The organism is Pseudomonas allii, assembly GCF_055380095.1.
Genome location: NZ_AP039450.1, coordinates 5,513,713 through 5,539,781, shown reverse-complemented (window position 1 = coordinate 5,539,781; position 26,069 = coordinate 5,513,713). Strand labels below are relative to the sequence as shown.

Annotated in this window: 28 protein-coding genes; 16 read left to right on the top strand and 12 right to left on the bottom strand. The window is 61.8% G+C overall.

Annotation, left to right across the window (positions count from 1 at the left end; translation table 11 throughout):
- Nucleotides 1-66 precede the first annotated feature (66 nt).
- From proB to ACZ445_RS25390, 4 genes are all read left to right on the top strand, one after another.
- Nucleotides 67-1,185, top strand: a complete 1,119-nt coding sequence (gene proB / locus ACZ445_RS25405; protein WP_017735025.1) for a glutamate 5-kinase — start codon at nucleotides 67-69, stop codon at nucleotides 1,183-1,185.
- 15 nt (nucleotides 1,186-1,200) lie between these two features.
- Nucleotides 1,201-1,665: a CreA family protein gene (locus ACZ445_RS25400; protein WP_058425718.1), complete on the top strand. Its 465-nt coding sequence runs from the start codon at nucleotides 1,201-1,203 to the stop codon at nucleotides 1,663-1,665.
- A 101-nt stretch (nucleotides 1,666-1,766) separates the two neighbouring features.
- On the top strand, nucleotides 1,767-2,249 hold the full coding sequence (locus ACZ445_RS25395) for a glutathione peroxidase (protein WP_058425719.1): 483 nt from the start codon (nucleotides 1,767-1,769) through the stop codon (nucleotides 2,247-2,249).
- Nucleotides 2,250-2,584: 335 nt separating this feature from the next.
- Nucleotides 2,585-3,688, top strand: coding sequence for an NADH:flavin oxidoreductase (locus ACZ445_RS25390; RefSeq protein WP_058426786.1), 1,104 nt, complete (start codon nucleotides 2,585-2,587; stop codon nucleotides 3,686-3,688).
- Here the strand turns inward: ACZ445_RS25390 and ACZ445_RS25385 are convergent.
- Both ACZ445_RS25385 and cysZ read right to left on the bottom strand, forming a co-directional pair.
- Nucleotides 3,657-4,859 carry a glycosyltransferase family 4 protein gene (locus ACZ445_RS25385; RefSeq protein WP_310863667.1) on the bottom strand — a complete coding sequence of 401 codons (1,203 nt, stop codon included), beginning with the start codon at nucleotides 4,857-4,859 and terminating at the stop codon, nucleotides 3,657-3,659. The two genes, ACZ445_RS25390 and ACZ445_RS25385, sit on opposite strands and share 32 nt — an antisense overlap.
- A 54-nt stretch (nucleotides 4,860-4,913) precedes the next feature.
- Nucleotides 4,914-5,681 (bottom strand): sulfate transporter CysZ, encoded by a 768-nt coding sequence (cysZ, locus tag ACZ445_RS25380; RefSeq protein WP_179030137.1) that lies wholly within the window; start codon nucleotides 5,679-5,681, stop codon nucleotides 4,914-4,916.
- Between the two features lie 283 nt (nucleotides 5,682-5,964).
- On the opposite strand from cysZ, the gene trxB reads away from it, so the two are divergent.
- The gene (gene trxB / locus ACZ445_RS25375; RefSeq protein WP_464707713.1) at nucleotides 5,965-6,927 is read left to right on the top strand and encodes a thioredoxin-disulfide reductase; all 963 of its coding nucleotides are present in this window, start codon (nucleotides 5,965-5,967) and stop codon (nucleotides 6,925-6,927) included.
- Nucleotides 6,928-7,052: 125 nt separating this feature from the next.
- On the opposite strand, the gene ACZ445_RS25370 is transcribed toward trxB, so the two are convergent.
- From ACZ445_RS25370 to ACZ445_RS25345, 6 genes are read right to left on the bottom strand one after another with little or no spacing between them, the layout of a single operon-like run.
- On the bottom strand, nucleotides 7,053-7,394 hold the full coding sequence (locus ACZ445_RS25370) for a HopJ type III effector protein (protein ID WP_179029940.1): 342 nt from the start codon (nucleotides 7,392-7,394) through the stop codon (nucleotides 7,053-7,055).
- Complete coding sequence (locus ACZ445_RS25365) at nucleotides 7,387-7,683, bottom strand: DUF1244 domain-containing protein (protein ID WP_058426782.1); 297 nt, start codon at nucleotides 7,681-7,683, stop codon at nucleotides 7,387-7,389. Before ACZ445_RS25365 ends, ACZ445_RS25370 begins: the two co-directional genes overlap by 8 nt.
- Nucleotides 7,684-7,706: 23 nt before the next feature.
- Nucleotides 7,707-8,078: a dihydroneopterin triphosphate 2'-epimerase gene (gene folX / locus ACZ445_RS25360; protein WP_003194073.1), complete on the bottom strand. Its 372-nt coding sequence runs from the start codon at nucleotides 8,076-8,078 to the stop codon at nucleotides 7,707-7,709.
- A gap of 2 nt (nucleotides 8,079-8,080) precedes the next feature.
- Nucleotides 8,081-8,641, bottom strand: coding sequence for a GTP cyclohydrolase I FolE (folE, locus tag ACZ445_RS25355; protein WP_464707712.1), 561 nt, complete (start codon nucleotides 8,639-8,641; stop codon nucleotides 8,081-8,083).
- Between the two features lie 20 nt (nucleotides 8,642-8,661).
- Nucleotides 8,662-9,372: a dihydromonapterin reductase gene (folM, locus tag ACZ445_RS25350; RefSeq protein ID WP_058426781.1), complete on the bottom strand. Its 711-nt coding sequence runs from the start codon at nucleotides 9,370-9,372 to the stop codon at nucleotides 8,662-8,664.
- Nucleotides 9,373-9,429: 57 nt separating this feature from the next.
- Complete coding sequence (locus ACZ445_RS25345; protein WP_058426780.1) at nucleotides 9,430-9,990, bottom strand: putative antibiotic biosynthesis monooxygenase; 561 nt, start codon at nucleotides 9,988-9,990, stop codon at nucleotides 9,430-9,432.
- 212 nt (nucleotides 9,991-10,202) lie between these two features.
- Between ACZ445_RS25345 and ACZ445_RS25340 the strand changes: the two genes are divergently transcribed.
- On the top strand, nucleotides 10,203-11,162 hold the full coding sequence (locus ACZ445_RS25340) for a MerR family transcriptional regulator (protein WP_058426779.1): 960 nt from the start codon (nucleotides 10,203-10,205) through the stop codon (nucleotides 11,160-11,162).
- Nucleotides 11,163-11,164: 2 nt separating this feature from the next.
- Here ACZ445_RS25340 and ACZ445_RS25335 read toward each other — a convergent pair whose 3' ends face one another.
- Together ACZ445_RS25335 and ACZ445_RS25330 are read right to left on the bottom strand one after the other, a co-directional pair.
- Nucleotides 11,165-11,770, bottom strand: coding sequence for a hypothetical protein (locus ACZ445_RS25335; protein ID WP_058426778.1), 606 nt, complete (start codon nucleotides 11,768-11,770; stop codon nucleotides 11,165-11,167).
- A 58-nt stretch (nucleotides 11,771-11,828) separates the two neighbouring features.
- Nucleotides 11,829-12,296, bottom strand: a complete 468-nt coding sequence (locus ACZ445_RS25330; RefSeq protein ID WP_058426777.1) for a PAS domain-containing protein — start codon at nucleotides 12,294-12,296, stop codon at nucleotides 11,829-11,831.
- 130 nt (nucleotides 12,297-12,426) lie between these two features.
- Between ACZ445_RS25330 and ACZ445_RS25325 the strand changes: the two genes are divergently transcribed.
- The gene (locus ACZ445_RS25325; RefSeq protein WP_058426776.1) at nucleotides 12,427-12,882 is read left to right on the top strand and encodes a flavodoxin; all 456 of its coding nucleotides are present in this window, start codon (nucleotides 12,427-12,429) and stop codon (nucleotides 12,880-12,882) included.
- Here ACZ445_RS25325 and ACZ445_RS25320 read toward each other — a convergent pair.
- Nucleotides 12,863-13,759 carry a LysR family transcriptional regulator gene (locus tag ACZ445_RS25320; protein WP_058426775.1) on the bottom strand — a complete coding sequence of 299 codons (897 nt, stop codon included), beginning with the start codon at nucleotides 13,757-13,759 and terminating at the stop codon, nucleotides 12,863-12,865. The genes ACZ445_RS25325 and ACZ445_RS25320 overlap by 20 nt on opposite strands.
- 98 nt (nucleotides 13,760-13,857) lie before the next feature.
- Here ACZ445_RS25320 and ACZ445_RS25315 point away from each other — a divergent pair, with 98 nt between their 5' ends.
- The 8 genes from ACZ445_RS25315 to ACZ445_RS25280 all read left to right on the top strand — a co-directional run bounded on the left by ACZ445_RS25315 (nucleotide 13,858) and on the right by ACZ445_RS25280 (nucleotide 24,068).
- Complete coding sequence (locus ACZ445_RS25315; RefSeq protein ID WP_464707711.1) at nucleotides 13,858-14,229, top strand: CidA/LrgA family protein; 372 nt, start codon at nucleotides 13,858-13,860, stop codon at nucleotides 14,227-14,229.
- Nucleotides 14,219-14,905 (top strand): LrgB family protein, encoded by a 687-nt coding sequence (locus ACZ445_RS25310; protein WP_464707710.1) that lies wholly within the window; start codon nucleotides 14,219-14,221, stop codon nucleotides 14,903-14,905. Before ACZ445_RS25315 ends, ACZ445_RS25310 begins: the two co-directional genes overlap by 11 nt.
- 149 nt (nucleotides 14,906-15,054) lie before the next feature.
- The gene (locus tag ACZ445_RS25305; RefSeq protein ID WP_058426772.1) at nucleotides 15,055-15,837 is read left to right on the top strand and encodes a class II aldolase/adducin family protein; all 783 of its coding nucleotides are present in this window, start codon (nucleotides 15,055-15,057) and stop codon (nucleotides 15,835-15,837) included.
- Nucleotides 15,837-16,739, top strand: a complete 903-nt coding sequence (locus tag ACZ445_RS25300; protein WP_058426771.1) for an alpha/beta fold hydrolase — start codon at nucleotides 15,837-15,839, stop codon at nucleotides 16,737-16,739. The genes ACZ445_RS25305 and ACZ445_RS25300 overlap by 1 nt, the downstream gene beginning before the upstream one ends.
- Nucleotides 16,740-16,856: 117 nt before the next feature.
- The gene (locus tag ACZ445_RS25295; protein ID WP_058426770.1) at nucleotides 16,857-17,768 is read left to right on the top strand and encodes an SDR family oxidoreductase; all 912 of its coding nucleotides are present in this window, start codon (nucleotides 16,857-16,859) and stop codon (nucleotides 17,766-17,768) included.
- 482 nt (nucleotides 17,769-18,250) lie between these two features.
- Nucleotides 18,251-20,041 carry a DUF1302 domain-containing protein gene (locus ACZ445_RS25290; protein ID WP_058426769.1) on the top strand — a complete coding sequence of 597 codons (1,791 nt, stop codon included), beginning with the start codon at nucleotides 18,251-18,253 and terminating at the stop codon, nucleotides 20,039-20,041.
- Nucleotides 20,042-20,067: 26 nt separating this feature from the next.
- Nucleotides 20,068-21,426, top strand: coding sequence for a DUF1329 domain-containing protein (locus ACZ445_RS25285; RefSeq protein ID WP_058426768.1), 1,359 nt, complete (start codon nucleotides 20,068-20,070; stop codon nucleotides 21,424-21,426).
- A gap of 146 nt (nucleotides 21,427-21,572) precedes the next feature.
- Nucleotides 21,573-24,068, top strand: coding sequence for a LuxR C-terminal-related transcriptional regulator (locus ACZ445_RS25280; protein ID WP_464707709.1), 2,496 nt, complete (start codon nucleotides 21,573-21,575; stop codon nucleotides 24,066-24,068).
- Here ACZ445_RS25280 and ACZ445_RS25275 read toward each other — a convergent pair.
- Nucleotides 24,065-24,940: a helix-turn-helix domain-containing protein gene (locus tag ACZ445_RS25275; RefSeq protein WP_464707708.1), complete on the bottom strand. Its 876-nt coding sequence runs from the start codon at nucleotides 24,938-24,940 to the stop codon at nucleotides 24,065-24,067. The genes ACZ445_RS25280 and ACZ445_RS25275 overlap by 4 nt on opposite strands.
- Before the next feature lie 138 nt (nucleotides 24,941-25,078).
- On the opposite strand from ACZ445_RS25275, the gene ACZ445_RS25270 reads away from it, so the two are divergent.
- Nucleotides 25,079-25,981, top strand: a complete 903-nt coding sequence (locus ACZ445_RS25270) for a DMT family transporter (RefSeq protein WP_464707707.1) — start codon at nucleotides 25,079-25,081, stop codon at nucleotides 25,979-25,981.
- The last annotated feature ends 88 nt before the right edge of the window (nucleotides 25,982-26,069 follow it).

Genomic DNA, 26,069 nt, shown 5'->3' with positions numbered 1-26,069 from the left:
TAGTATCCGGGTTTAACGTTATGGGCCGCGCTGGGTCGCGCAGCCCTCAATCTAAGGTTGAAGATGATGCGGAGCAAAGTGACAGGTGCGCAGCGCTGGGTCGTAAAGATCGGCAGTGCGTTGCTGACGGCGGATGGCAAGGGGCTGGATCGCGCAGCCATGAGCGTCTGGGTCGAGCAGATGGTGGCCTTGCATGAGGCTGGCGTGGAGTTGGTGCTGGTGTCGTCCGGGGCGGTTGCTGCCGGGATGAGCCGCCTCGGCTGGACCGCGCGACCCAGCGCGATGCACGAATTGCAAGCCGCTGCCGCCATCGGGCAGATGGGCCTGGTGCAAGCCTGGGAATCCAGCTTCGCCGAGCACGGCCGCCACACGGCGCAGATCCTGCTGACCCACGACGACCTGTCCGACCGCAAGCGCTACCTCAATGCCCGCAGCACCCTGCGCGCGCTGGTGGAGCTCAAGGTCATCCCGGTGATCAACGAGAACGACACCGTGGTCACCGACGAAATCCGCTTCGGCGACAACGACACCCTGGCCGCCCTGGTGGCGAACCTGGTGGAGGCCGACCTGTTGGTGATCCTCACCGACCGCGACGGGATGTTCGACGCCGACCCGCGCAACAACCCCGACGCCCAGCTTATTTATGAAGCGCGTGCCGATGACCCGGCGCTGGACGCGGTGGCCGGCAGCGTTGGCGGTGCCCTGGGTCGTGGCGGCATGCAGACCAAGCTGCGCGCTGCGCGCCTGGCGGCACGTTCGGGTGCCCATACCATCATCGTCGGTGGGCGCATCGAACGCGTGCTGGACCGCCTAAAGGCCGGTGAGCGCATCGGTACGCTGCTGTCGCCGGAACGCGGCATGCTCGCGGCGCGCAAACAGTGGCTGGCCGGTCATCTGCAAACCCGTGGCACCCTGGTGCTGGACGAGGGTGCCGTGTCGGCGCTGTCCCAAGGTAACAAGAGCCTGCTGCCGGTGGGCGTCAAGTTGGTGCAGGGCAGCTTCCGCCGGGGTGAGATGGTGGTGTGCGTGGCGCCGGACGGTCGCGAGATTGCACGTGGCCTGGCCAACTACAGCGCGCTGGAGGCCCAGAAAATTATTGGACAATCCTCCGATGCAATTGTCGGACTATTAGGCTATATGGCTGAACCTGAACTGGTTCACCGCGATAACCTGATCCTGGTCTAACCAAAGGAACACACCATGCGTGTCATAAAGGGATTGCTCGGCCTGCTGCTGGCCATGCCGTTGCTGGCCTCGGCCGAGGAAATCGGTCAGGTGTCGACAGTGTTCAAGTTTGTCGGCCCCAACGACCGAATCGTTGTTGAAGCCTTTGACGACCCCAAGGTTGACGGGGTGACCTGCTACCTGTCGCGCGCCAAGACCGGTGGCGTGAAAGGCGGCCTGGGCCTGGCCGAAGATCGCGCCGAAGCCTCGATTGCCTGCCGCCAGGTAGGCCCGATCCGCTTCAAGGGCGAGCTCAAGGACGGCGACGAAGTGTTCAAGGAGCGCACCTCGCTGGTGTTCAAGACCATGCAGGTGGTGCGCTTCCTCGACAAGAAGCGCAACACCCTGGTGTATCTGGTCTACAGCGACCGCCTGATCGAAGGCAGCCCGCAGAACGCAGTGACGGCGATTCCGATTTTGCCCTGGCCTACCGCTCAGTAACTCGCAGGCGCGTTTTGCAATCGGCGTCTATGATTGCAGGCTTGCGAGTTGTAATCTCGAAGCGCCGCAATGCGAAGAACATGGGATATCTGGAGTTCGTCATGAGTGCTTTCCACGACCTGAAACTCAAAGCTTTGGACGGACAAGAGCTGCCGCTGGCGCCCTTCAAGGGGCAAGTGGTGCTGGTGGTCAATGTGGCCTCCAAATGTGGCTTGACCCCGCAATATGCAGCACTGGAGAACCTCTACCAGCAATACAAGGACCAGGGGTTTACCGTGCTTGGCCTGCCATGCAACCAGTTTGCTGGCCAGGAGCCAGGGACAGAGGAAGAGATTCAGGAGTTCTGCAGCCTGAACTACGGGGTGACATTCCCGTTGGGCAGCAAACTTGAGGTCAACGGTCCTGACCGTCACCAGTTGTACCGCCTGCTGGCGGGCGAGGGCGCTGAGTTTCCTGGGGACATCACCTGGAACTTCGAAAAATTTCTGCTGGGCAAGGATGGGCGAGTGCTCGCGCGCTTCTCCCCACGCACCGCACCGGATGACCCGACGATCGTCCAGGCCATCGAAAAAGCCCTGGCCTGAACCCCGGGAGGCTTTTGTGGTGAGCAGGCTGTCTGTTATGAACGGGCTTGTTGTGGCGAGCGGGCTTGCCCCGCGTTGGGTGGCGAAGCCGCCCCAATAAAAACGCCGCATCTTGTCAGGAAAAAATGCAGCGCTTGGTTTCAGGGCTGCTTCGCAGCCCGACGCGGGGCAAGCCCGCTCACCACAAAGGCCTGCCAAGTCTGACCGCTCCAGGCTAGCGGCAACCAGGCTCTCGCGCTTTTACCCTTTAATCACCCAGATCAATAGTGCTACCCAGCCTGTCGCACTCCCCATATTATCCGCATCATAAACCCCGTCTTCCGTGGAGTGCCCCCATGCCTGTCCAAGCCTTGTTCAAACCCTTCCAGCTCGGTGCATTGCAATTGTCGACCCGTGTCGTCATGGCACCGATGACCCGCTCGTTCTCGCCGGGTGGCGTACCCAACTCTAAAGTGATCGAGTACTACCGTCGCCGCGCCGCCGCCGGCGTGGGCTTGATCATCACTGAAGGCACAGTGGTCGGCCACCAGGCCTCCAACGGTTACCCCAATGTCCCGCACTTCTACGGTGAAGCCGCCCTGGCCGGCTGGAAGAAAGTGGTCGACGCGGTACACGCCGAAGGCGGCAAGATCGTCCCTCAGCTGTGGCATGTAGGCAGCGTGCGCCGTATCGGCACTGAACCTGACGCCAGCGTGCCTGCCTACGGCCCGATGGAAAAACTCAAGGATGGCAACGTGGTCGTGCATGGCATGACCCGGCAAGACATCAAGGACGTGATCAACGCCTTCGCCCAAGCCGCCAAGGATGCGCAGCGCATCGGCATGGATGGCGTGGAGATCCATGGCGCCCACGGCTATCTGGTCGATCAGTTCTTCTGGGAAGGCAGCAACCAGCGCACCGACGAATATGGCGGCAGCCTAGCCAACCGCTCACGCTTTGCCATTGAACTGATCCAGGCTACCCGCGCCGCGGTCGGCCCGGATTTCCCGATCATCTTCCGTTTTTCCCAGTGGAAACAACAGGATTACACCGCGCGCCTGGTGCAAACCTCGCAAGCGCTGGGCGAGTTTCTCAAGCCGTTGTCTGATGCGGGTGTGGACATTTTCCACTGCTCCACTCGGCGTTTCTGGGAGCCGGAATTCGAAGGCTCCGACCTCAACCTGGCCGGCTGGACCCGTCAGCTGACCGGCAAGCCGACCATCACCGTGGGCAGTGTGGGCCTGGATGGCGAGTTCCTGCAGTTCATGGTCAACACCGACAAAGTCGCGCAACCGGCCAGCCTGGAAAAACTGCTGGAGCGCTTGAATAACGACGAGTTCGACCTGGTCGCCGTGGGGCGTGCCCTGCTGGTGGATCCGGATTGGGCGTTGAAGGTGCGCGAAGGTCGCGAGGGCGACATCCTGCCGTTCAGTCGTGAGGCGTTGACGACCCTGGTGTAAGCGGCGACAGGGCGGGCACCGGATGCCCGTCCTTGCACACTCCGCGAAGCTGACGCTCGAACTGCTCGATAATCGCTGGCCAACCCTGGCGGCTGGCGTGTTGGCGGGCATTCAGCCGCATGCGGCGCAAACTTTCGGCGTCTTCCAGCAACCAGTTGGCTGCCTCGCAAAACGCATTCTCGTCCCCTGGCATCGCCAGCACGCCGTTGTAGCCGTGGCGGATATGCTGGGTTGCAGCGGCTTGGTCATAGGCCACCACACCCAGCCCCGACGCCATGGCTTCCAACACCACGTTGCCGAAGGTTTCGGTGAGGCTGGGGAACAGGAACACATCGCCCGATGCGTAATGCCGCGCCAGTTCTTCACCGCGCAAGGTGCCGCAGAAGATTGCTTCCGGCAGCTCCTTTTCCAGCGTCGCGCGTTGGGGGCCGTCGCCGACGATGATCAGTTTCATCTGGCGCATTGGGTAGGTGTCTTGCAACGTTTCGAAGCAGCGCTTGAGCAACCCCAGGTTTTTCTCCTGCGCCAGCCTGCCCACGTAGAGCACGGCAGTCTGTTCGCTGTTCAATGCCCAGCTTTCCCGCAGCGCATTGTCACGTTTTGCGGGATGGAACAGTTGGCTGTCCACCCCACGCGACAACATTCCCAAACGTTCGAAGTGCCGGCGCTCGAGCTCCAGGCGCTGGCTGGCGCTGGGCACCAGGGTCAGGGTTGAGCGGTTATGAAACCAGCGTAGGTAGTGGGTGACCATCCGGCTCAGCATGCTCAAGCCGTATTGGTTCGAGTACTGCTGGAAGTTGGTGTGAAAGCCACTGACCACGCTGATCCCCAGGCGCCGCGCTGCACGCAGGGCAGACAAGCCCAGCGGACCTTCCGTGGCGATGTACAGCACGTCCGGACGCTGACGGGTCCAGCGCCGCAGCAGCTTGTGCATCGACGACTGGCCCCACTGCAGGCCCGGATATCCCGGCAGCGGCCAGCCACGGCATAGCAGTAACGCGTCGTCGCTGGGGCGGCTCTGGTCGACGCCTTGGCGCGGTCGCACCAGTTCGACTTGATGGCCACGCGCCCGCAACCCCTCGCACAGGCGGCCAAGGGTATTGGCCACCCCGTTGATCTCTGGCGGGAAGGTTTCGGTGATAAGGGTGATGTGAAGCGAAGCTGTCGTCATGACCCACAGTGTCACCGTGGGCCATGTCGTCATTGTGTCATCGAGATGATGGATTTATGACGGGGTCACCTTTTGCTGCGCTGCCATCGCCTCGGCACCTTGCTCGCGCACCCAGAACAACGTCGCTCCAGCCACCGCCGCTGGCATCATCAGCAGGTTGACCACCGGCACCAGCAACACCAGGTAAACAATCCCGCCAAAGCTCATGCTCTGCCAGCGCTTCTGGCGCAGCCAGGCGAGCATTTCGTTCCAGCCCAGCTTATGGTTGTCGGCCGGATAGTCGATGTACTGGATCGCCATCATCCACACGCCAAACAGCAACCAGAGCGGTGCTGCGACCAGATTGACCACCGGAATGAACGACAGGATAAACAGGCCGATGGCCCGTGGCAGGAAGTAGCCCAGCTTGCGCATCTCCCGGGCGAGGGTGCGCGGAACCATCGCGATCAGCTCGCCCCAGCTGAAGGCTGGGAAGTCATCGGTGCCGCGCACCACCACTTCCACTTTCTCCGAGAGAAAGCCGTTGAAGGGGGCGGCGATGATGTTGGCGAGCATGGTGAAGGTGAAAAACACCATCAATACCACCAGCACCACGAACAATGGCCAGAGCAGGTAGTTCAGGAAGCTCAGCCAGTTCGGCAGCGTCGGCATCAGGTGGTCGACCCACAGGCTGAACTGATGACCGGCAAAATAGATCAGGCCGACGAACAGCACCAGGTTGATCGCCAGTGGCAGCAGCACAAACAGACGCAGGCCTGGGCTCAATACGAGTTTGAGGCCTTCGCGCAGGTATTGCGGGCCGGAAATAGCAGGGGCGGGCATGTAGAACTCCGAGCAAAAGGGCGAACGCGCCGACCTTACCGGCTTTACATCACCGGCGAAAGCCGCGACATCAGCCGTAACAAACCTGTCGATCAGTCGGGCCAACTACATAGTGACCGTCTATGAGCTGGATTGTTATTCCGTATTTCCTTAATCTTGCCCCCCTCGATACGCTGCACCCATTATTTTTCAGGGCCCGCGAATTCAAGCCTTCCCCAAGTGCTTCGTGGTCCCTTTTTTATTCCAGCCGCCTTGTAGTCCGGGCGGTCGATAGGAGTGAGTCATGTCTGATACCCGTCATTCGCGAGTGATTATTCTCGGTTCCGGCCCTGCCGGTTACAGCGCCGCTGTTTACGCTGCCCGGGCCAACCTCAAGCCGCTGCTGATCACCGGCATGCAGGCGGGCGGTCAATTGACCACCACCACCGAAGTCGACAACTGGCCGGGCGACGTCCACGGCCTGACCGGCCCGGTGCTGATGGAGCGCATGAAAGAACACGCCGAACGCTTTGAAACCGAGATCGTGTTTGATCACATCAACCAGGTCGACTTCTCCAAGAAGCCTTACGGCCTGACCGGCGACAGCGGCGTGTACACCTGTGACGCACTGATCATCGCCACTGGCGCCAGCGCTCGCTACCTGGGCCTGCCGTCGGAAGAAGCGTTCATGGGCAAGGGCGTTTCGGCCTGCGCGACCTGCGACGGTTTCTTTTACCGCAACAAACCGGTAGCTGTGGTCGGCGGTGGCAACACCGCCGTGGAAGAGGCGCTGTACCTGGCCAACATTGCCAGCACCGTGACCCTGGTTCACCGCCGCGAGACCTTCCGCGCCGAGAAGATCCTGATCGACAAGCTGCATGCCCGTGTCGCCGAAGGCAAGATCATCCTCAAGCTCAATGCCACCCTGGACGAAGTGCTGGGTGACAACATGGGCGTGACCGGTGCCCGCCTGAAGAACAACGACGGTAGCTTTGACGAGCTGAAAGTCGACGGTGTGTTCATCGCCATTGGCCACACCCCGAACACCTCGCTGTTCGAAGGCGTGCTGGAAGCCAAAGACGGTTACCTGGTGGTGCAGGGCGGCCGTGAAGGCAATGCCACCGCGACAAACATTGAAGGTATCTTTGCTGCCGGTGATGTGGCCGACCACGTCTACCGTCAGGCCATCACCTCGGCCGGCGCCGGTTGCATGGCGGCACTGGATGCTGAGCGTTACCTGGATGGTCTGAAAGACGCTGCGTTCTAACTAACACCGCAAAACAAATGTGGGAGGGGGCTTGCCCCCGATTGCAGTGTGTCAGCTAATGAATACTTGGCTGATACACCGCTATCGGGGGCAAGCCCCCTCCCACATTTTGATCCGCGTATGATTCAGGATTTTCGAGTCAGGGGCTGGGCGGTGAACTTTACGCCGGCCAGGCCGTTTGCGATCAATGCGCGGATATTGCCGTGGTCGCTGCCCTCAGGCGTCGCCACCACTGAGCGGTAATGCTCACCAAATGCCAGCAGCGCTTCCTGGTCGCTCAGTCCTTCCAGCACTGCCAGGCCTAACGTCTTGCACGACCCTTCGTTCTGCCCTGCGGCATTCTCTACCGCGCCATTGGTGAACGCCTGTGGCTGGTACTCATAACCGGCAGCGACAAACGCCAGGGTATCGGCAAAAACGTGTTCGCCGCTGTTGAGGCTGGCGCGCAGGGTGTTCAAATCAGTCATGGGGTTTTCCTTTGGCGAACGCCGCCTGTTGATCGGCGCTGGCTTCTTTCTGGTATTGGGTTTTCCACTCGGCGTACGGCATGCCGTACACCACTTCACGGGCGTCATCGAGGCTCAGCTCGATCTGGCGCTCGTCGGCCTCGGCCTTGTACCACTTGGACAAGCAGTTACGGCAAAAGCCAGCGAGGTTCATCAGGTCGATGTTCTGCACATCCTTGCGGCTGTCCAGATGCGCCACCAGCCGGCGAAAGGCGGCGGCTTCGAGTTCGAGGCGTTGTTGGTCGTTCATAAGGTTCACGCAAATCTCAGGGGTTAACGGCTGGCCGCCAGGGTAATCGAAACCGACTCCGCAAAGCGCAACGCATGGGGCTTGTCCACTTCCACTTCGGCGTACAACACCGACTCATTGCTCATCACCAGGTCCAGCAGTTCCTGGGTCAGGCGCTCGAGCAGGGCAAAGCGGTTGCCCTCGACGTGGGCGATGATCGCCTTGGTGATGGTGCGGTAGTTCAACGCATGGTCGATGTCGTTGTCGCGCACGGCTTCCTGGGCGGCATACAGGATGGTCAGGTTGATCAGCACATCCTGCTTGTTGAGGATTTCGTCCTCGTTGATGCCGATGAAGGTGCGCAGGCACAGGTCCTTGACCCGGATGCGCGCCATGCCTGGTTGAAGTTGTGGCATTGCTACTTGCTCCGTCCGATCAGTTGCAGGAACTCCATGCGCGTGGTGTTCGACTCGCGGAACGCGCCGAGCATCACCGAGGTGTTCATGGTTGAATTCTGTTTTTCCACACCGCGCATCATCATGCACATGTGCTTGGCTTCGATCACCACGGCCACACCGGCGGCCTGGGTCACTTCCTGGATAGCGTCGGCGATTTGCCGCGTGAGGTTTTCCTGGATCTGCAGGCGGCGGGCGAACATGTCGACGATGCGTGCCAGCTTTGACAGGCCGAGCACCTTGCCGGTTGGGATATAGGCCACGTGGGCCTTGCCGATAAAGGGCAGCAGGTGATGCTCGCACAGCGAGTACAACTCGATGTCCTTGAGGATCACCATCTCGTCATTGTCAGAGGCAAACAGCGCGCCGTTGACGATTTGTTCCAAGTTCTGCTCGTAGCCATGACACAGGTACTGCATGGCCTTGGCGGCACGCTTGGGGGTATCGAGCAGGCCTTCGCGCTCGGGGTCTTCGCCCAAGCCCTTGAGGATCTCGCGGTAATGGTGGGGCAGGGATAAGGTCATACAACATCCTCACAAACGGCTTACTTGATATGCCGCCCGCCGTTGACGGTCAGGGTGGTACCGGTGACATAGGGGTTGTCCAGCAGGTAACGCACGCTCTGGTAGATCACCTCGGGCCCGGGCTCGATGCCCAGTGCCGACTTGGCCAGTACCTTGGTGCGGTAGGCCGCGTCGTCGCCGTCGTTGAACATCACCATTGCCGGGGCTATGCCGTTGACCTTGATCAACGGCGCCAACTGCGCGGCAAACGACAGCGTAAGGCTGTCGAGCCCGGCCTTGGTGGCGCAATAGGCGATGTGCTGGCGGCTGCCCTTGCGCACCACGTCATCGCTGATGTGCACGATGTCGGCCGGTGTCGAGCGTTGCAGCAAGGGTGAACAATGCAGGTTGATCAGGTACGGCGCAAGCATGTGTACGCTGAACATGTCGGTAAACGCGCGGCTTTCGTCGTCGGGCGATTCTGCTACCCAGGCCGAGGCGTTATGGATGATCGCGCGCAGGCTCTGGGTATGGGTGTTCAGTTCAGCGATAAACGCCAGGATGCCGGCCTCGCTGGAGAAGTCGGCAAACACAGCAATCGCCCCACGCTCGCGCAGTGCCTGCACGCCGGGCCGTTCGCTGCGGTAGCTGAAAATCACTGAGTGACCTTCGTCCAGCAAGCGCTGGGCGCAATGCAGGCCGACACGCTGGCCGGCGCCGGTGATCAGAATCGGGGCGTTCGTTGCAGTCATGGGAGGCTCGAGTCGCTGGCAGGTTGAAACTATACCAGCGACCGGCCGCCCCTGTATTCACGCCGCGGCTTCAGCTGCCTTGCGCGGTGCCGGGGCAGGATGCAGCCAATTGGCCAGCAGATGGGTCGACAGCGGGATGAACCCGTAAACCATCAGTGGCGTGAGCGCCATCGTGCTGACCAGCACGCGCGGCGCCAGGTCCAGCTGGCTCAGCAGCGGCCCCAGGACAAAATTGAACAAGAGTGACACCGGGAAAAACGCCAGCCAGATCGCCACGGCTTGCTTCCAGCGTGGCGGGCGTGCGCCCACTGCGCCGAACCAGCCGTCGATGCCGCGCACGCGGTGTTCGGACGGGTCGGCAAACAGCTCACTGCCACGGCTCAGCCATGCACTGCGGGACGCAGAAAACTCCCAGGTATGCAGGGTTTTTTCATCGGCGAAGCGGAAAATGATCTGGAATTCATCATCATTGGGTGGCGGCGCAAGCACGCCTGAGCCCAGGTAGCCGGGAAAGTCGGTGGCCAGTTGCTCGCCTTCGCGCAGCCAGGCCATCAGTTCTTCATAGCGCCCCTTGGCCACGCGGCGCGCAACCATCAGGGTGACGGGGGAGGTAGACATTGTGTATCTCCAAATATTCGGGTACGCCGGGCCGGGTAGGGGGCGCACAAACAAAGCGACGGGGTGGTGCCGCTCTGTAAAAACAGGCAAGGATTATTCCTGTTTTGCAGAAATACGCCAGAGGCGTTTGTCTGAATGTGCAGGGGCCTTGAAAAAGACAGGTTTAAAGGCGTTAAATGCGGATCCAATCTTCGTTGGTCCTTTGGTCTCAAATGCCTGTGATTACTGCCTCAAGTGATAGCAATTTGCATCCAAAATCGCTCGACACAGCTGAGCTTCTTCCGATTCGTGAAGTCTCGAGAATGACAGGCATCAACCCGGTCACCTTGCGTGCCTGGGAGCGACGTTACGGCCTGATCCAGCCCGTACGCACCGAAAGCGGGCATCGGTTGTATTCCAAGGCTGATATTACGACCATCAATCGTATCCTCGATTGGATCGAGCGCGGTGTGGCGGTCAGCAAGGTGGGGAAAATTCTCGCCCGTGACGACCAGCAAGCCCTGGCTGTTCGCGCCGAGCAAGACTCGCTGGAGGGAAGGGAATGGGCTCAATGGCAGATGCAGATGATGCAGGCTGTCAGCGCGTTCGACGACCGACGGTTGGAACACCAGTACGCCCGGGTTCTTGCCACCTACCCCCTCAGCGTGGCTTTTCAAGACATCCTCATGCCGCTCTGGCACGAGCTGTTGCGTCATCAGGGCCGGTTCGGCCAGGCCAGCGAGTGGTTGTTTTTCGATAACTTCCTGCGTGTAAGGGCCTTGCAGCGCCTGCAACTGGCCTGTGCTGCGCCCGTGCCGCGAGTGCTGCTTGCTGCCATCCCCGGCGAGTGTCGCAAATTGGAATTGTTGGTGGCTGCACTGCTGATGGGCGCAGAAGACTTGGCGGTGAAGGTCCTGGCGGTCGGCCAGCCGCTGGACGAATTGACGCTGATCTGTGAGAAGACTCATCCCCAGGCACTGATCGTGTTTTCCAATCGCGCACACAATCAAGACTTGGTGGGACGTTTGAATCGCCTGGCGCAAACCCTGGACTGTCCATTGCTGATTGCCGGCGACGCTTCGGACCTGGCGGAAAAAGACCTTGTGGGCTCGTCCGTCGGTTGCCTGGGCAGTGAGGGTCGCTTGATGCAACGCCGCCTGCAGCAGTATCTCAGCGGTACCCTGGATACCTGATATCAGGCGTGCACATGCGGATGCACCAGGCGGTGCTGATGCAGGATGAATTGGCGCAGGCGCTCGGTTTCATCCGCATCGCCCTGGCTCAGGCGGTAGGCGAACAAGCCTCGGGCCGTTTCCCGTTCCAATGTGCCGCGCAGGGCGATGCGCTCGTAGCCGGATGGGCTGAACCATAGGGAAAAGGTTTTGGGTGGTTTGACCCGCCCGCGAATCTCCACCAGCACCCCCTTGAACGACACTTCATGTACCCACAACGCACTGAGGTTGCCCCTGACGTTCTCCAGAGCCACCGGGGTTTCCAGTGCCAGACGCCAGGGACGAATCATCGGCCCGTCTTCGAAAATGCTCGGCACGCCCAAACGCAGGTGCACGGCATTGAACTCGTCTTCCACCAGGCGCAAGGGGAAGGTCAGTTGCTGATTATCGAATTGTGCCTGGATGGTGAGGTGGTCGTGAGCGGCCAGCCGGGTAAGCAAGTCGCGAATCTGTGCACCGCCGTTAACGGTCAGGTTCGACGAAGCATCCCGCAGGTTGAGTTGCGGGTTGTGCTGCATGTTCTGAATGAAATCCAACTCGTCCTGGGTCAGGAGCGCATCGCGTTGCATCACTCGTGCTCATTAGGGGGTGTTAAAACGCCATTATCCCCCCGAATGGCCGCACTTCCTAAATTTTGTTAGATCCGCTCGTCGCTTTGAGCGCGGCCAGTTCGGCCTTGACCTGAGCCAGTTCGCTTTCCAACTGGGTGACGCGCTGCTGGGCCTTGACCTGCAACGTGACGTCTTTTTGTACGCCGACGAAATAAGTCTGCTTATCGGCCTCGTTGTACACCGTCGACAGCGACAGCTCATTCCAGAAATGGCTGCCGTCCTTACGGTAATTACGCAGGATTTCCCGGCAGCCGCCACCATTTTCCAACGCCTCACGAATCGCCATCAGGGCCGGCTGATCACGGTCGCCAGACTGCAGGAAGCGGCAATCCTGGTAGAGGATTTCATCCAGGGTGTAGCCGGTCAGGCGTTCGAAGGCCGGGTTGACATAGATCAGCGGCTTATCCTTGCCTTCGCGTTCGGCGACGACGATACCGTCGTTGGAGGCGTTGACGACCAGTTGCATCAGCTTGGCGTTAATCATTGAGCGGTCCATGGCGTGTTTTTGAAAGCCTGGAGTTTATGGCAAGTCCTGAATGTTGCACGGGGTGCGCCGAAAAAAATGTGGCAGCTGTTAATATCCCAGGCTTTCGCTCAACTACAGGATCAGATTGATGAAAGTCGCCATCCTTTCCGGCTCGGTCTACGGCACCGCTGAAGAAGTCGCCCGTCACGCTGTCGGCATTCTCAATGCCGCCGGTTTCGAGGCCTGGCACAACCCTCGCGCCAGCCTCGCCGATGTGCAGGCGTTTGCGCCGGACGCGTTTCTGGCGGTGACGTCCACCACCGGCATGGGCGAATTGCCCGACAATCTCCAACCCCTGTACTCGACGATTCGCGACCAACTGCCCGCCGCCTGGCGCGGGCTGCCCGGCGCGGTGATCGGCCTGGGCGACGCCAGCTATGGCGACACCTTCTGCGGCGGCGGCGAGCAGATGCGCGAGCTGTTTGGCGAGCTGGGCGTGCGCGAAGTACTGCCGATGTTGCGCCTGGACGCCAGCGAAAGTGTGACTCCGGAAGCCGACGCCGAACCGTGGCTGGCTGAACTGGTCACTGCACTGCGCGCTTGACCGGAAACTCACGCAGCAACGCCAGCCAGGCCTGGGCGGCTTTCGACAGGTAGGCGCCCTCACGCCAGATAAAGGCAATGTCCCAGCGCAGGTAGTCGGGCGCCTTGAGCGTCAGGCGCACCACCCCGGGTCGCACCAGCCCACGCGCGACCACGCTGGGCAGCAGCACCACCCCCTGGCCGGCGGCGACCAATGCGGCGAGGAAGTCCGCTTGGCCGCTGCGACCGATTTCCTTCGGCGTAAAACCCAACTGTTCACACGCCTGCAGCAGACGGTCGTTCAGCACGAAGCTGCGCTGGTACATCAGGAACGGCGTGTCGGCCAATTCCTCCAGGCGCACCTGGGCGTTTTCCGCGAGGGGATGTTCAATCGGCAACAGCGCGTCCAGGGGCTCATCGCAGAACGCTTGCCAGGCAAACGCCGGGTCGCTGGGTTTCAGGCTGCCCCCCACTTCCAGTTCGCCGCTCAGGATGGCCTGTTCGATATTGCGACTGCCGCCCTCCAGCAACTGGATGGTCACATTCGGGTAACGCCTGCGGTATTCGGCAAACAGTCCGGCGAACAACGTATCACCGGCCAACAATGGCAGGCCAAGGCGCAACTCGCCTCGGGTCAACTGGTGCATATCGTCCAACTCGCTGAGTAGCTCGTTTTGCAGGCGCAGCATGGCTTCGGCGCGTAGCAGGACGACTTGACCGGCGGCGGTCAGGCGGATCTGCGAGCCGATCCGGTCGAGCAACGGCGTGCCCAGGCTCTGTTCCAATTGCGCGACCTGTTTGCTGACCGCGGACTGGCTGATATGCAGGGTTTTACCGGCCTGGGTAAAGCCACCCCGATGGATCACCTCGACGAAGCTGCGTAGCTGTTTGAATTCCATGTGCGAAATTCCGATTTGGAATAGTTGGCAGTCTAACAATTCGCTGTGGGGATGGGGCATGCCTCTTTAAAATGAAGGCCTGCGAGGACCCAAAGCCCATGAAACGTTTCACCCGTCTGTTGATTGAACTGGTCGTGCTCCTGGCCATTTATCTGTTCGGCTGCCAACTGGCCGTGTGGTGGGCGTGGCCAATTCCCGGCGGTGTGGTAGGCCTGGGCCTGTTGTTGATGGCCTTCGCCAGCGGCCTGGTCAAACCGGCGGCCCTGCAATTGGGCGCAGGTGTGCTGATGGCGGAGATGCTGTTGTTCTTCATTCCGGCGCTGATGAGCCTGCTCGACTACGGCGGCCTGCTGCGCCATGACGGTTGGCGCATCCTGCTGGTCATCGGCCTCAGCACCTTGGCGGTGATGCTGGTGACCGCGTTCACCGTGGAACTGGTGTGCCGCTGGAGGCTGCGCCATGAAGCTTGAGCTGATGCCAGTGTTCTGGCTCGCCTTGACCTTGGGCGCGTATGTCTTCAGCCGCTGGATCTACCGCCGCACCGGGCGTTACCTGTTGTCGCCGCTGATCCTGGTACCCGTGCTGTTGCTGGCGGTGGCCGTGCCGATGAACACGGCCTACGCCGAATACTCCGCCGACACTCATTGGCTGATGCTGGTACTCGGCCCCGTCACCGTGGCATTCGCCGTGCCGATCTGGCAGCAGCGGCGGTTGCTGGCGCGTCACTGGTCGGCGTTGTTGCTGGGGATGGTGGCGGGCAGCGTGGCGTCCATCGCCACCTCATTTGGCCTGGCCAAAGCCTTGGCCCTGGACAGCTCGGTGACCCTGTCCCTGGTGCCGCGCTCCATCACCACGCCGTTCGCCATGCCGGTGTCCTCCGACCTGGGTGGCGTGCCGGAACTGACGGCGGTGTTCGTGATGTTCACCGGTGTGTTTGGGGCGATGCTCGGCGGTGTGCTGCTCAAGTGGTTGCCACTGCGTACCCCACTGGCGCGCGGTGCATTGTTTGGCGTGGGCGCCCACGGTGCGGGCGTGAGCCGGGCCCATGAAGTGGGTGGCGAAGAGGGCTCGGTCGCAGGCCTGGTGATGGTCCTGACCGGCCTGCTCAACCTGTTCGCCGCACCTTTATTGGCGGCACTTCTCTGACGTCGCTTGCGCGGATTTAAACTATTCTCAAGGCTGACCCGCACGGTCATCAAGCTGGCTGCCAAGGCAACTACGGCGGGCAGGGCGTCTGACTAGACTGGCCCATCACTCAAAAAACAATAAGAAAGTGCGCCAAGGAGGTCGTTGCCGTGAGCCTAGCCCCCGTTCCATCGCCACAGAATGTCAAAGATCAGGTCAGCGCCGCCGAATGGCAGACCCGCGTCGACCTGGCCGCCTGCTACCGCCTGGTGGCGATGCACGGCTGGGATGACCTGATCTTCACCCATATCTCGGCCAAGGTGCCGGGCACCGACGATTTCCTGATCAACCCCTACGGGCTGATGTTTCACGAGATCACCGCGTCGAGCCTGGTCAAGGTCGACCAGGCCGGCAACAAGCTGATGGACAGCCCCTACGAGATCAACCCGGCGGGCTACACCATCCACAGCGCCATCCATGAAGTGCGCCACGATGTGACGTGCGTGCTGCATACCCACACCGCCGCCGGTGTCGCGGTGGCGGCGCAGAAGCAGGGCGTCTTGCCGATCAGCCAGCAATCGATCTTCGTGCTGTCGAGCCTGGCTTATCACGCCTACGAAGGCGTGGCGCTGAACCACGAAGAGAAGGCCCGTTTGCAGGCCGATCTTGGCCAAAACAGTTTCCTGATGCTGCATAACCACGGTCTGCTGACCTGCGGCAGCACCATCGCCGACACGTTTCTGATGATGTTTACCTTCCAGCGCGCCTGCGATATCCAGGTGCTGGCCCAGAGCGGCGGAGCGGAATTGATCCCTATCGGGCCGCAGATCCTCGCCGGTGCCAAGGCGATGGTGGCGGCTGTCACAAAGAGTGCGCAAGGTATGGGGGGCGCGCTGGCCTGGCCGGCGTTGCTGCGCAAATTGGACAGCCTCGATCCTGGGTATAAAACCTGATGCCTCTCGCCGAGATCCCGCTGAGTGTCTGGCGCAAACGCAGCCAGACGTTCGACTTCAACGGCCGCACTATCCGCTACTGGGTGGCGGGGCAGGGCGAACCGTTGCTGTTGATCCATGGGTTTCCCACTGCCAGTTGGGACTGGCATTACCTGTGGCAACCCCTGGCCCAACGCAACCTGGTGATCGCCTGCGACATGCTCGGTTTCGGCGATTCGGCCAAACCCCTCGACCACGGTTATTGCCTGCTGGAACAGGCGGATCTGCAACAGGCGTTGCTCGAGCACCTGCGCGTGGACCAGCCGGTGCATGTGCTCGCCCACGACTACGGCGACAGCGTCGCCCAGGAACTGCTGGCCCGGCACTACGAAGGCCGCTTTCACATGGCCAGCTGCGTGTTTCTCAACGGCGGGTTGTTCCCGGAAACCCATCGTCCGGCGCTGGTGCAAAAGCTGCTGCTCAGCCCCCTGGGCTGGATGATCGGTCGTGCGTTCGGGCGCAATGCCCTGGCCAACAGTTTCAGCCAGATATTCGGCCCCAATACCCGCCCCAGCGAAAGCGCCCTGGACGACTTCTGGAGCCTGATCGACCGCAACGATGGCACGCGCATCCTGCACAAGCTCATCGCCTATATCCCCCAGCGTCGGCGCCTGCGTGAGCGTTGGGTGGCGGCGATGCAACACACTGATGTGCCACTGCGGGTGATCGACGGCGAGATCGACCCGATCTCCGGTGCCCACATGGTGGCGCGTTATCACGAACTGGTGCCCCACGCCGATACGGTGCTACTGGCCAACATCGGCCATTACCCGCAGATCGAGGCGCCGGTGCAGGTACTCAAGCACTACCTGGCGTTTCGTGATCGCATCGGGCAGTCGGCTCCGCGAATGGCCTATTCCTGATCGGACGATTATCCCTCAGCCTTATCGAGCACCATTCAGCCCTGGCCGGCTTTATTGTGACCAGCGCCCCCGTGCCTGACACTCGACCCATTCCCATTGTCACCATCGGAGTTCGGTATGAGTGAGTCAGTGCAGTTCCAGGATAAGGTCGTGATCGTCACCGGTGCCGGTGGCGGATTGGGCCGGGCCCATGCGCTGCTGTTCGCCAGGCACGGCGCCAAGGTACTGGTCAACGATCTCGGCGGTTCCACGCAAGGTGAGGGCGCCAATGCGTCGGCTGCCGATCGGGTGGTGGCCGAGATTCGCGAAGCGGGCGGTATCGCCGAGGCCAACCACGACTCTGTCACCGACGGTGACAAGATCGTGCAGAACGCCCTCGACGCCTTCGGCCGTATCGATGTGGTGGTCAACAATGCCGGGATCCTGCGCGACAAAACCTTCCACAAAATGGACGACAGCGACTGGGATCTGGTTTACCGGGTGCATGTCGAAGGCGCCTACAAAGTCACCCGCGCCGCCTGGCCCCATCTGCGCGAGCAAGGGTATGGCCGGGTGATCTTCACCGCGTCCACCTCGGGCATCTACGGCAACTTCGGCCAGTCCAACTACGGCATGGCCAAGCTCGGCCTGTACGGCCTGACCCGCACGCTGGCGCTGGAAGGACGCAAGAACAACATCCTGGTCAACGCCATCGCCCCCACCGGCGGCACACGCATGACCGAAGGCCTGATCCCGCCGCAAGTGTTCGAGCGCCTCAAGCCGGAACTGGTCAGCCCGCTGGTGGTGTACCTCGGCAGTGAAGCGTGCCAGGAAACCTCGGGGCTGTTCGAAGTGGGCGGCGGCTGGATCGGCAAGACCCGCTGGGAACGCAGCCTGGGTGTGGGCTTCGATCCGGAGGCGGGGTTCTCGCCCGAAGACGTGGCGGCGCACTGGCAGCAGATCTGCGACTTCGAAGGCGCGGCACACCCCAAGGACAACATCGAAGCGTTGAAGGAAATGATGGCCAACTTGCAGAAATACAGCCTGTGATCGTTGCTTGAAAAAGCTTTAATCCTGCGGGGCGCTGATGGCGCCCCGTTTTATTGGGGGCAAAAAAAAGCCGCTGCAAACGCAGCGGCTGAAGTCAGACGTTGGATCAAGGAGCGACAAATCAACGTCAGTGAACACCGGTAACAGATTGAAAGCAGGCATCAATCCATTTAAATCAGGCTTTTCTTCCGGTAGCGGAAGCGGGACGGTTGCCCTGAAAGCCCGCTAAGAATAGTCGTTTGTAACAGGATGAGTAATGCCGGTTCGTGACAAGGACTGTTACTGAAACAGCAACAGTTGCGCTGCCTATCATCTATTCCCCTGATAACCCCCTATCCACACGCTGCATGCCCCCGGCCAGACCCCAGCCAGAGCGTCTTGTCATCCTTTCGAGCGACAACACGAATCCCTCCTTGGTGCGCTTATCGCTCCTGAGACGCGGCAGTAGGGTGGGGCCTTCTGTCACTCACCGGGGAAGACGCATGACAAGAACAACAATGCGCGCCATCTTCAGGCCACAGGCGCTGGCCGCTGCGGTTGCGTTGGGGTGCTGTGCCCAGGCACAGGCTGTTTCGTTCAACATTGGCGAGATCGAAGGGCAATTCGACTCTTCGCTGTCGGTGGGCGCGAGTTGGGGCATGCGTGACGCCGACAAGAAGCTGGTGGGCACCGTCAACGGTGGTACTGGCCAGGCGTCTACCGGGGATGACGGACGCCTGAACTTCAAGAAAGGCGAGACCTTCTCCAAGATCTTCAAGGGCATTCACGACCTGGAACTCAAGTACGGTGACAGCGGCGTCTTCGTGCGCGGCAAGTACTGGTACGACTTCGAGTTGCAGGACGAAGACCGCGAGTTCAAGCAGATCAGCAACCACCATCGCGACGAGGGCGCGCGTTCTTCGGGCTATGAATTGCTCGACGCCTTCGTGTATCACAACTATTCGATTGGCGACCAACCGGGCAACGTGCGCCTCGGCAAGCAAGTGGTCAGTTGGGGTGAGAGCACCTTTATCGGCAACTCGATCAACAGCATCAACCCCATCGACGTTTCGGCCTTCCGCCGCCCCGGTGCAGAGATCAAGGAAGGGCTGATCCCGGTGAACATGCTGTTCGCCTCCCAAAGCCTGACCAACCAACTGACCGTGGAAGGGTTCTACCAGCTCAACTGGGAAAACACCGTGCTGGATAACTGCGGCACGTTCTTTGGTGGAGATGTGGCGGCCCATGGCTGTAATGACAACTACACCGTGGGCAACCCGGCGATTGCGCCGTTGCAACCTGTCGCCGCCGCGTTTGGGCAAGGCTTTCAAGTGACCCGTGAAGGGGTGATCGTGCAGCGTGCACAGGATCGCGACGCCCGTGACAGTGGCCAATTCGGTACGGCGTTGCGTTGGTTGGGGGATGACACCGAATACGGCCTGTACTTCATGAACTACCACAGCCGCACTCCGACCGTGGGCACCATCACCAACAATACGAGCCTGGCCAGGCTTGGTGCGATCGCCGGTGCAGCCAATGGCATCGCGCCCGGCTCCGGCGCAGGTCTGGTCCAAAGCCTGATGCTTGGTCGTGGCCAGTACTACCTGGACTACCCGGAAGATATTCGCCTGTTTGGCGCCAGTTTCTCCACCACCTTGCCCACCGGCACAGCGTGGACCGGCGAGATCAGCTACCGCCCCAACGCTCCGGTGCAACTCAACACCACCGACCTGACCCTGGCCCTGATCAACCCGGTCGCAGGGCAACTGGCCTCGCCGATCCGCAGCAACTTCGGTGACGACAACAAAGGTTACCGCCGCAAGGAAATCACTCAGATCCAAAGCACCATGACCCAATTCTTCGACCAGGTGCTGGGCGCTGAACGCCTGACCCTGGTGGGCGAAGCGGCCTACGTGCACGTTGGCGGTCTGGAGGATAAGTCCAAACTGCGTTATGGCCGCGACTCGGTGTATGGCGCCTACGGTTTCCAGGGTGACACCGACGGTTTTGTCACGGCCAACTCCTGGGGTTACCGCGCCCGCGCGATCCTCGACTACAACAACGCGATTGCCGGGGTGAACCTCAAGCCCAACCTGTCCTGGTCCCATGACGTGGCCGGCTACGGCCCCAACGGCCTGTTCAACAAAGGCGCCAAGGCCATCAGCGTCGGCGTGGATGCGGATTACCGCAGCACCTACACCGCCAGCCTCAGCTACACCGACTTCTTCGGCGGCGACTACAACACCCTCACCGACCGCGACTTCATCGCCCTCAGCTTCGGCGCGAACTTCTGATCTGGCTTAAGGAAGGACAAGACTCTATGCGTAAGATAATTGCGGTAATGGCCCTCAGCCTGTTGGCGGCCCACGTCATGGCGGCGGTGTCGCCGGAAGAGGCGGCCAAGCTCGGCACCACGCTGACCCCGGTAGGCGCCGAAAAAGCCGGCAACGCCGATGGCTCGATCCCGGCCTGGACCGGCGGCATCCCGAAAAACGCCGGAGCCGTGGACAGCAAGGGCTTCCTGGCCGACCCGTTCGCCAGTGAGAAACCGCTGTTCGTGATCACCGCGGCCACCGTCGACAAGTACAAAGACAAACTCTCCGATGGCCAGGTGGCGATGTTCAAGCGCTACCCCGAGACCTACAAGATCCCGGTCTACCCGACCCACCGAACGGTCAACCTGCCGCCGGAGATCTACGAGTCGATCAAGCGCAGCGCGTTGAACGTCAAGCCGATCAACGATGGCAATGGCCTCGAAGGGTTCACCGGCAACCGCTACTACGCGTTCCCGATTCCCAAGAATGGCGTGGAGGTGTTGTGGAACCACATCACCCGGTACCACGGCGGCAACCTGCGCCGCATCATCACCCAGGCCACCCCGCAGACCAACGGCAGCTACACGCCGATCCGCTTCGAGGAAGAGGTGGCGGTGCCGCAACTGATCCCCGACATGGACCCGGCCAAGGCCGCCAACGTGCTGACCTTCTTCAAGCAGTCGGTGACGGCCCCGGCGCGCCTGGCGGGCAACGTACTGCTGGTGCATGAAACCCTCGACCAGGTGAAGGAACCACGCCTGGCGTGGATCTACAACGCCGGCCAGCGTCGCGTGCGCCGGGCGCCGCAAGTGGCCTACGACGGGCCGGGCACCGCCTCCGACGGCCTGCGCACCTCGGACAACTTCGACATGTTCTCCGGCGCGCCGGACCGCTACGACTGGAAGCTGGTGGGCAAGAAGGAGATGTACATCCCCTACAACAGCTACAAGCTGGACCAGCCGACGCTCAAGTACGACGACATCATCAAGGCCGGCCACATCAACCAGGACCTGACCCGTTATGAGCTGCACCGCGTGTGGGAAGTGGTCGGCACGGTCAAGCCGAGTGAGCGGCACATCTACGCCAAGCGCCACATGTACATCGACGAAGACAGCTGGCAGGTGGCGCTGGTGGATCACTACGACGGCCGTGGCCAACTGTGGCGGGTCGCCGAAGGTCATGCGCAGTTCTACTACGACCACCAGACCCCGGCCTACACCGTGGAAACCCTGTACGACATCATCGCCGGGCGCTACATCGCGCTGGGCATGAAGAACGAGGAGAAGAGCAGCTTCGTGTTTGGCTTTGCGGCCAAGGCGGCGGATTACACCCCGGCTGCGCTGAGGGCCGAAGGCGTGCGCTGATCACCCTCTGACCTGGCCGGGACCCTTCGGGCTCCCGGCTTTTTTATGCCCGCCAATCACCCCGCTGAATACTTCTTCAACAACCACCAACCACAGGACTAGGGTAGGCGTCACGTTGCATAACAATAAGAACGCAGGATGCAGCAATGACCGCCATGACACGCTGCCTGGACCGTCCTGGATTCATGCCTCGGCTGTCCGCCCACCATCTGTTGCGCCCACGCCTGGCCGGGCCGTTGCTGGCAGCGCCGGTCAGGGTCAAGTTGCTGTGCGCCCCCGGCGGCAGCGGCAAGAGTGCGTTGCTGGCCGAATGTGCGTTGCAGGCGCCAGCGGAATGCCAGGTGTACTGGTTGCCGCTCAATGGTGTCGCCCTGAGCCCCCTCGACCTTTGCCGGCGGCTGGCGCAAAACCTCGGCCTGGCCTTCATCGACGAAGCCACGCTGCTGGCGGACCTTGGCCGCTGGCCAACATCGGCATGGGTGTTCCTCGATGATTTCTGTCGCTTGCCCACCCCCGAAACCGATGCCTTGCTCGATCGCCTGCTCACGGCGAGCAGCCCTTCGCTGACCTGGTGGCTGGGCGCGCGGCGCCGTCCAGCCTGCAACTGGCCGCGCCTGTTGCTCGACGATGAATTGCTGGAGGGGGGCGCCGAGTTGGCGTTCACCCTTGAAGAAATCCAGCAACTGCTCCCGCTGGGGCCGTCAGCGGACAGCGTGTGGCAGTTCAGCGCCGGTTGGTGCGCCGGCGTGCGCATTGCGTTGCTGGGGGATGGCCACCCGCAGAAAACCTTGCTCGATTACTTGCAGCACGAACTGTTCAGCACCTTGCCGCCCGAACTGACGGAAGCCTGGCGCGTGCTGGCCCACATGCCACGCTTTAATCCGGGATTGTGCGAACACTTGTTCGGCTTTGGCGACGGTGACCACTACCTGCGCGAGTTGCAGGCTCTCGGCGCCTTTATCCAGCCTTGGGAAGATACCGAGTGGTTGCAGGTTTTCCCGCCGCTTGCCCGGCTGATACGCGATGACCCCTGGCCGGCCAAGCGTTCCTGGCATCGGCGTGCCTGCCAGTGGTTCACCGCCGAACAGGACTGGCAGGCCGCGTTCGAGCACGCGCTGCTGGCCGAAGAGTACGAGGTGGCAGTCAGCCTGCTGCAGCATTTCAGTTTCGAAGACCTGTTCCGCCAGCAGAACGCCGTATTGCTGCTGCGCTTGCATGAACAACATGGCGAAGAGTTGATGCTCGGCTCTGCGCAACTGGTGGGGCTGGTGACGGCGGCGTTGCTGTTCGCCGGGCGCTTCGACCAGGCCGCGCAATGCATCGACCAGTTGGCACGGTTCGCGCCGCAACCGACGGCGGCGCAACAACGCTACCTGCTGGCGCGCTGGCAGGCACAGTGGGGCTGGCTGCTGCACTTGGGCGGCGATGCCGAACGCTCCCGCGAGCATTTCCTCGAAGCGCTGCAAGCCTTGCCCGACAGCGCCTGGACGTCGCGGCTGATGTGCCTGTCGGGTCTCACCCAGCAAGCGTTGCTGCGCGGTGAATTGGATGTGGCCCAGGCGCTGAGCCGCGAAGCGTTGTGCCTGGCCCGCGCCCATGGGTCGTTGCTGCTTGAGGCGTTGCTTGAACTGGATCACGCACAGCTGCTGGAGCAGCGCGGCGCCCCGTATCGGGCGCAGAGCCTGCTGGAAAATGTGCAGGCGATGTTGCTCAAGCAACGCCTGAAAGCCGGGCCGCTGGTGGGGCGCATCGCCCTGCGCCGTGGGCATCTGGCCTTGCGTCAGGGCCAGGACAGCCTGGCTGCCGAGTGCTTCGAGAGCGGCATGCAGATGTGCCTGCACAGCCAGGACAAGCGCGTGCTTTATGGGTTTCTCGGCCTGGCCCTGCTGGCCGCCAACCGTGGCGACTACGCCGCGGCCTTTGTGCAACTGCGCGAGGCCGAACGCTTGATGCAGCAACGCCAGGTGCCCGACACGGTGTACCGTGCAGTGCTGCTCTTGGTCAGTGGGCATTTCTGGTTGCAGCAGGGGCGCGCCGAGTTGACGGTGGAAGCGGTACGTCGTGTGCTTCGCCACTTTCGTGGTCCCCAGGCCAAACAGGCGCCGCCGGCCACCCTGGAACTGATCCCGCGCCTGGAATACCTGCTGGTGCTGGCGGAAGTGAAGCTGGGCTGCGCCGAGCATCCGGTGGCACGTATCACGGCTTTGCTGGAGGCAACCCATCAACGCGGCATGCTCTGCCTGGAAACCGAACTGCACCTGGTGCTGGGGGAGGTGGCCTGGCAAATGGGCGACTCGGCCCTGGCGCGTCGCTCACTGCAAACCGGGCTGGAGTTGGCGGCGCGTTGCCAGGTACAGCAAGCGATTCGCGAGCTGCGGTTGCGCTCGCCGGGGTTGCTCAGTGAGTTGGGCATGGAGCCCCAGGCGGCCGTGTCGGGCGCGGCGGAGAATCCCCTGAGCCAGCGCGAGCTGGAAGTGCTGCAATTGATCGCCCTGGGCAACTCCAACCTGGAAATCGCCGATCGCCTGTTTATCTCCCTGCACACCGTCAAGACCCATGCGCGGCGCATCCACAGCAAGCTGGGGGTGGAACGGCGTACGCAAGCAGTGGCCAAGGCCAAGACCCTGGGGTTGATGACCTAGGCGCAGAAGGCCTGGCGGTATTCGCCGGGCGTGGCGCCCATGGCCTGGCGGAAGCGATGGGTGAAGTGGCTGGCGCTGGAAAAACCACACATCAACGCGATTTCACCCAAGGGCAGCGCGCCGCTGCGCAGCAGCGCCTGGGCGCGGGTCAGGCGGCGCGCCAGCAGGTACTGATGGGGCGGCAGGCCGAAGCTTTGGCGGAACATCCGCGCGAAATGGTATTCCGAGAGTGCGCATAAGCCGGCCAATTGACCCAGGCTGATCGGGTCTTCCAGATGCTGGTCGATGTACTCCACCAACAGCCGCCGCAGGTACGCTGCTAGCCCGCCTTTAAGGCGCAGCCCGTCGCGTGCGCCCACTTGGCTGAGCAGGGTGTGGCTGAGCATTTCATGGGCCAGGCTGCTGGTCAGCAGGCGCTCGGCGGGTTCGTGCCAGTTCAGCGCGATCAACTGGTGAAAGCGTCGTGCCTGGCCGGCGTCTTCCAGAAACGTACTTTCGCGCAGTTGCAGGGTGCGCGGTTCGCGGTCGAGCAGGGTGACGCAACCGAGGGCGAATTGCTCAGGGCTGAAATACACATGGGCCAGGCGGATCTCGCCGTTGATCACCCAGGCCGACTGGTGTTCGGCGGGCAGGATGCACAGTTTGTCGGGGCCACCCTTGGTGCCGGGTTGGTCACGCCGAAACGTGCCGGTGCCGCCGCCGATGTAGCAGGACAATGTGTGATGGCTGGGGGCCTGGTAGTCCTGCGCGTCGTGATGGTTGCTCCACAGCGCCGCAGACAAGCCGTCACCGAGCTCGGCGCAGGCTTCGAGGCGTGCGTTGGGCGAGCGGTTAAGCGCTTGGAAGACTTGCAGGGATTCCAGATCTGGCATGGTTCGTACTCTCTGACGCCTTGCATCCTACTCCGCGCGCTTGTTGCTGTGATCCCATCGGCCGACAAAAGCGCAAGATTGTGCAAGAGCACGCCTCGGGTCGGGGGCCACACTGTGGCTCAATCGATGGAGCCCGCTATGAACCTTTCCCTGTATTTACTCACCGTGCTGATCTGGGGCACCACCTGGATCGCCCTCAAATGGCAGTTGGGCGTGGTGGCGATTCCTGTGTCCATCGTCTATCGCTTCGGCCTGGCGGCGCTGGTGTTGTTTGCACTGTTGCTGGTGAGCCGCAGGTTGCAGGTGATGAACCGGCGCGGGCACCTGATCTGCCTGGCCCAGGGGTTGTGCCTGTTTTGCGTGAATTTCATGTGCTTCCTCACGGCCAGCCAATGGATCCCCAGCGGCTTGGTGGCGGTGGTGTTTTCCACGGCCACGCTGTGGAACGCACTGAATGCCCGGGTGTTTTTCGGCCAGCGGGTAGCGCGCAATGTGTTGATGGGCGGTGGCCTGGGGCTGGCGGGGTTGGGCCTGCTGTTCTGGCCGGAGCTGGTGGAGCACACCGCCAGCCCGCAGACCCTGCTTGGCCTGGGCTTGGCGTTGCTGGGGACCATGTGTTTCTCGGCGGGCAATATGCTCTCGAGCCTGCAACAGAAGGCCGGGCTCAAGCCGCTGACCACCAATGCGTGGGGCATGGCTTATGGATCGGCAATGCTGGCGACTTACTGCGCAGTGCGCGGGATTCCCTTCGAGATGGACTGGAGCGCGCGGTATATCGGCGCGCTGTGGTACCTGGTGATTCCAGGTTCGGTGATCGGCTTTACCGCGTACCTGACCCTGGTCGGGCGCATGGGGCCTGAGCGTGCGGCCTATTGCACGGTGTTGTTCCCGGTGGTCGCGTTGAATGTGTCGGCGTTTGCCGAGGGATATCAGTGGACCGCACCGGCGTTGGCGGGGTTGGTGCTGGTGATGCTGGGCAATGTGCTGGTGTTTCGTAAGCCCAGGCCAGCGAGCCCGGCCTTCAAGGCAAAGGCAATCTAAAAATGTGGGAGGGGGCTTGCCCCCGATGGCGGTGGGCCAGTCAGCACATGTATTGCCTGACATTCAGTCATCGGGGGCAAGCCCCCTC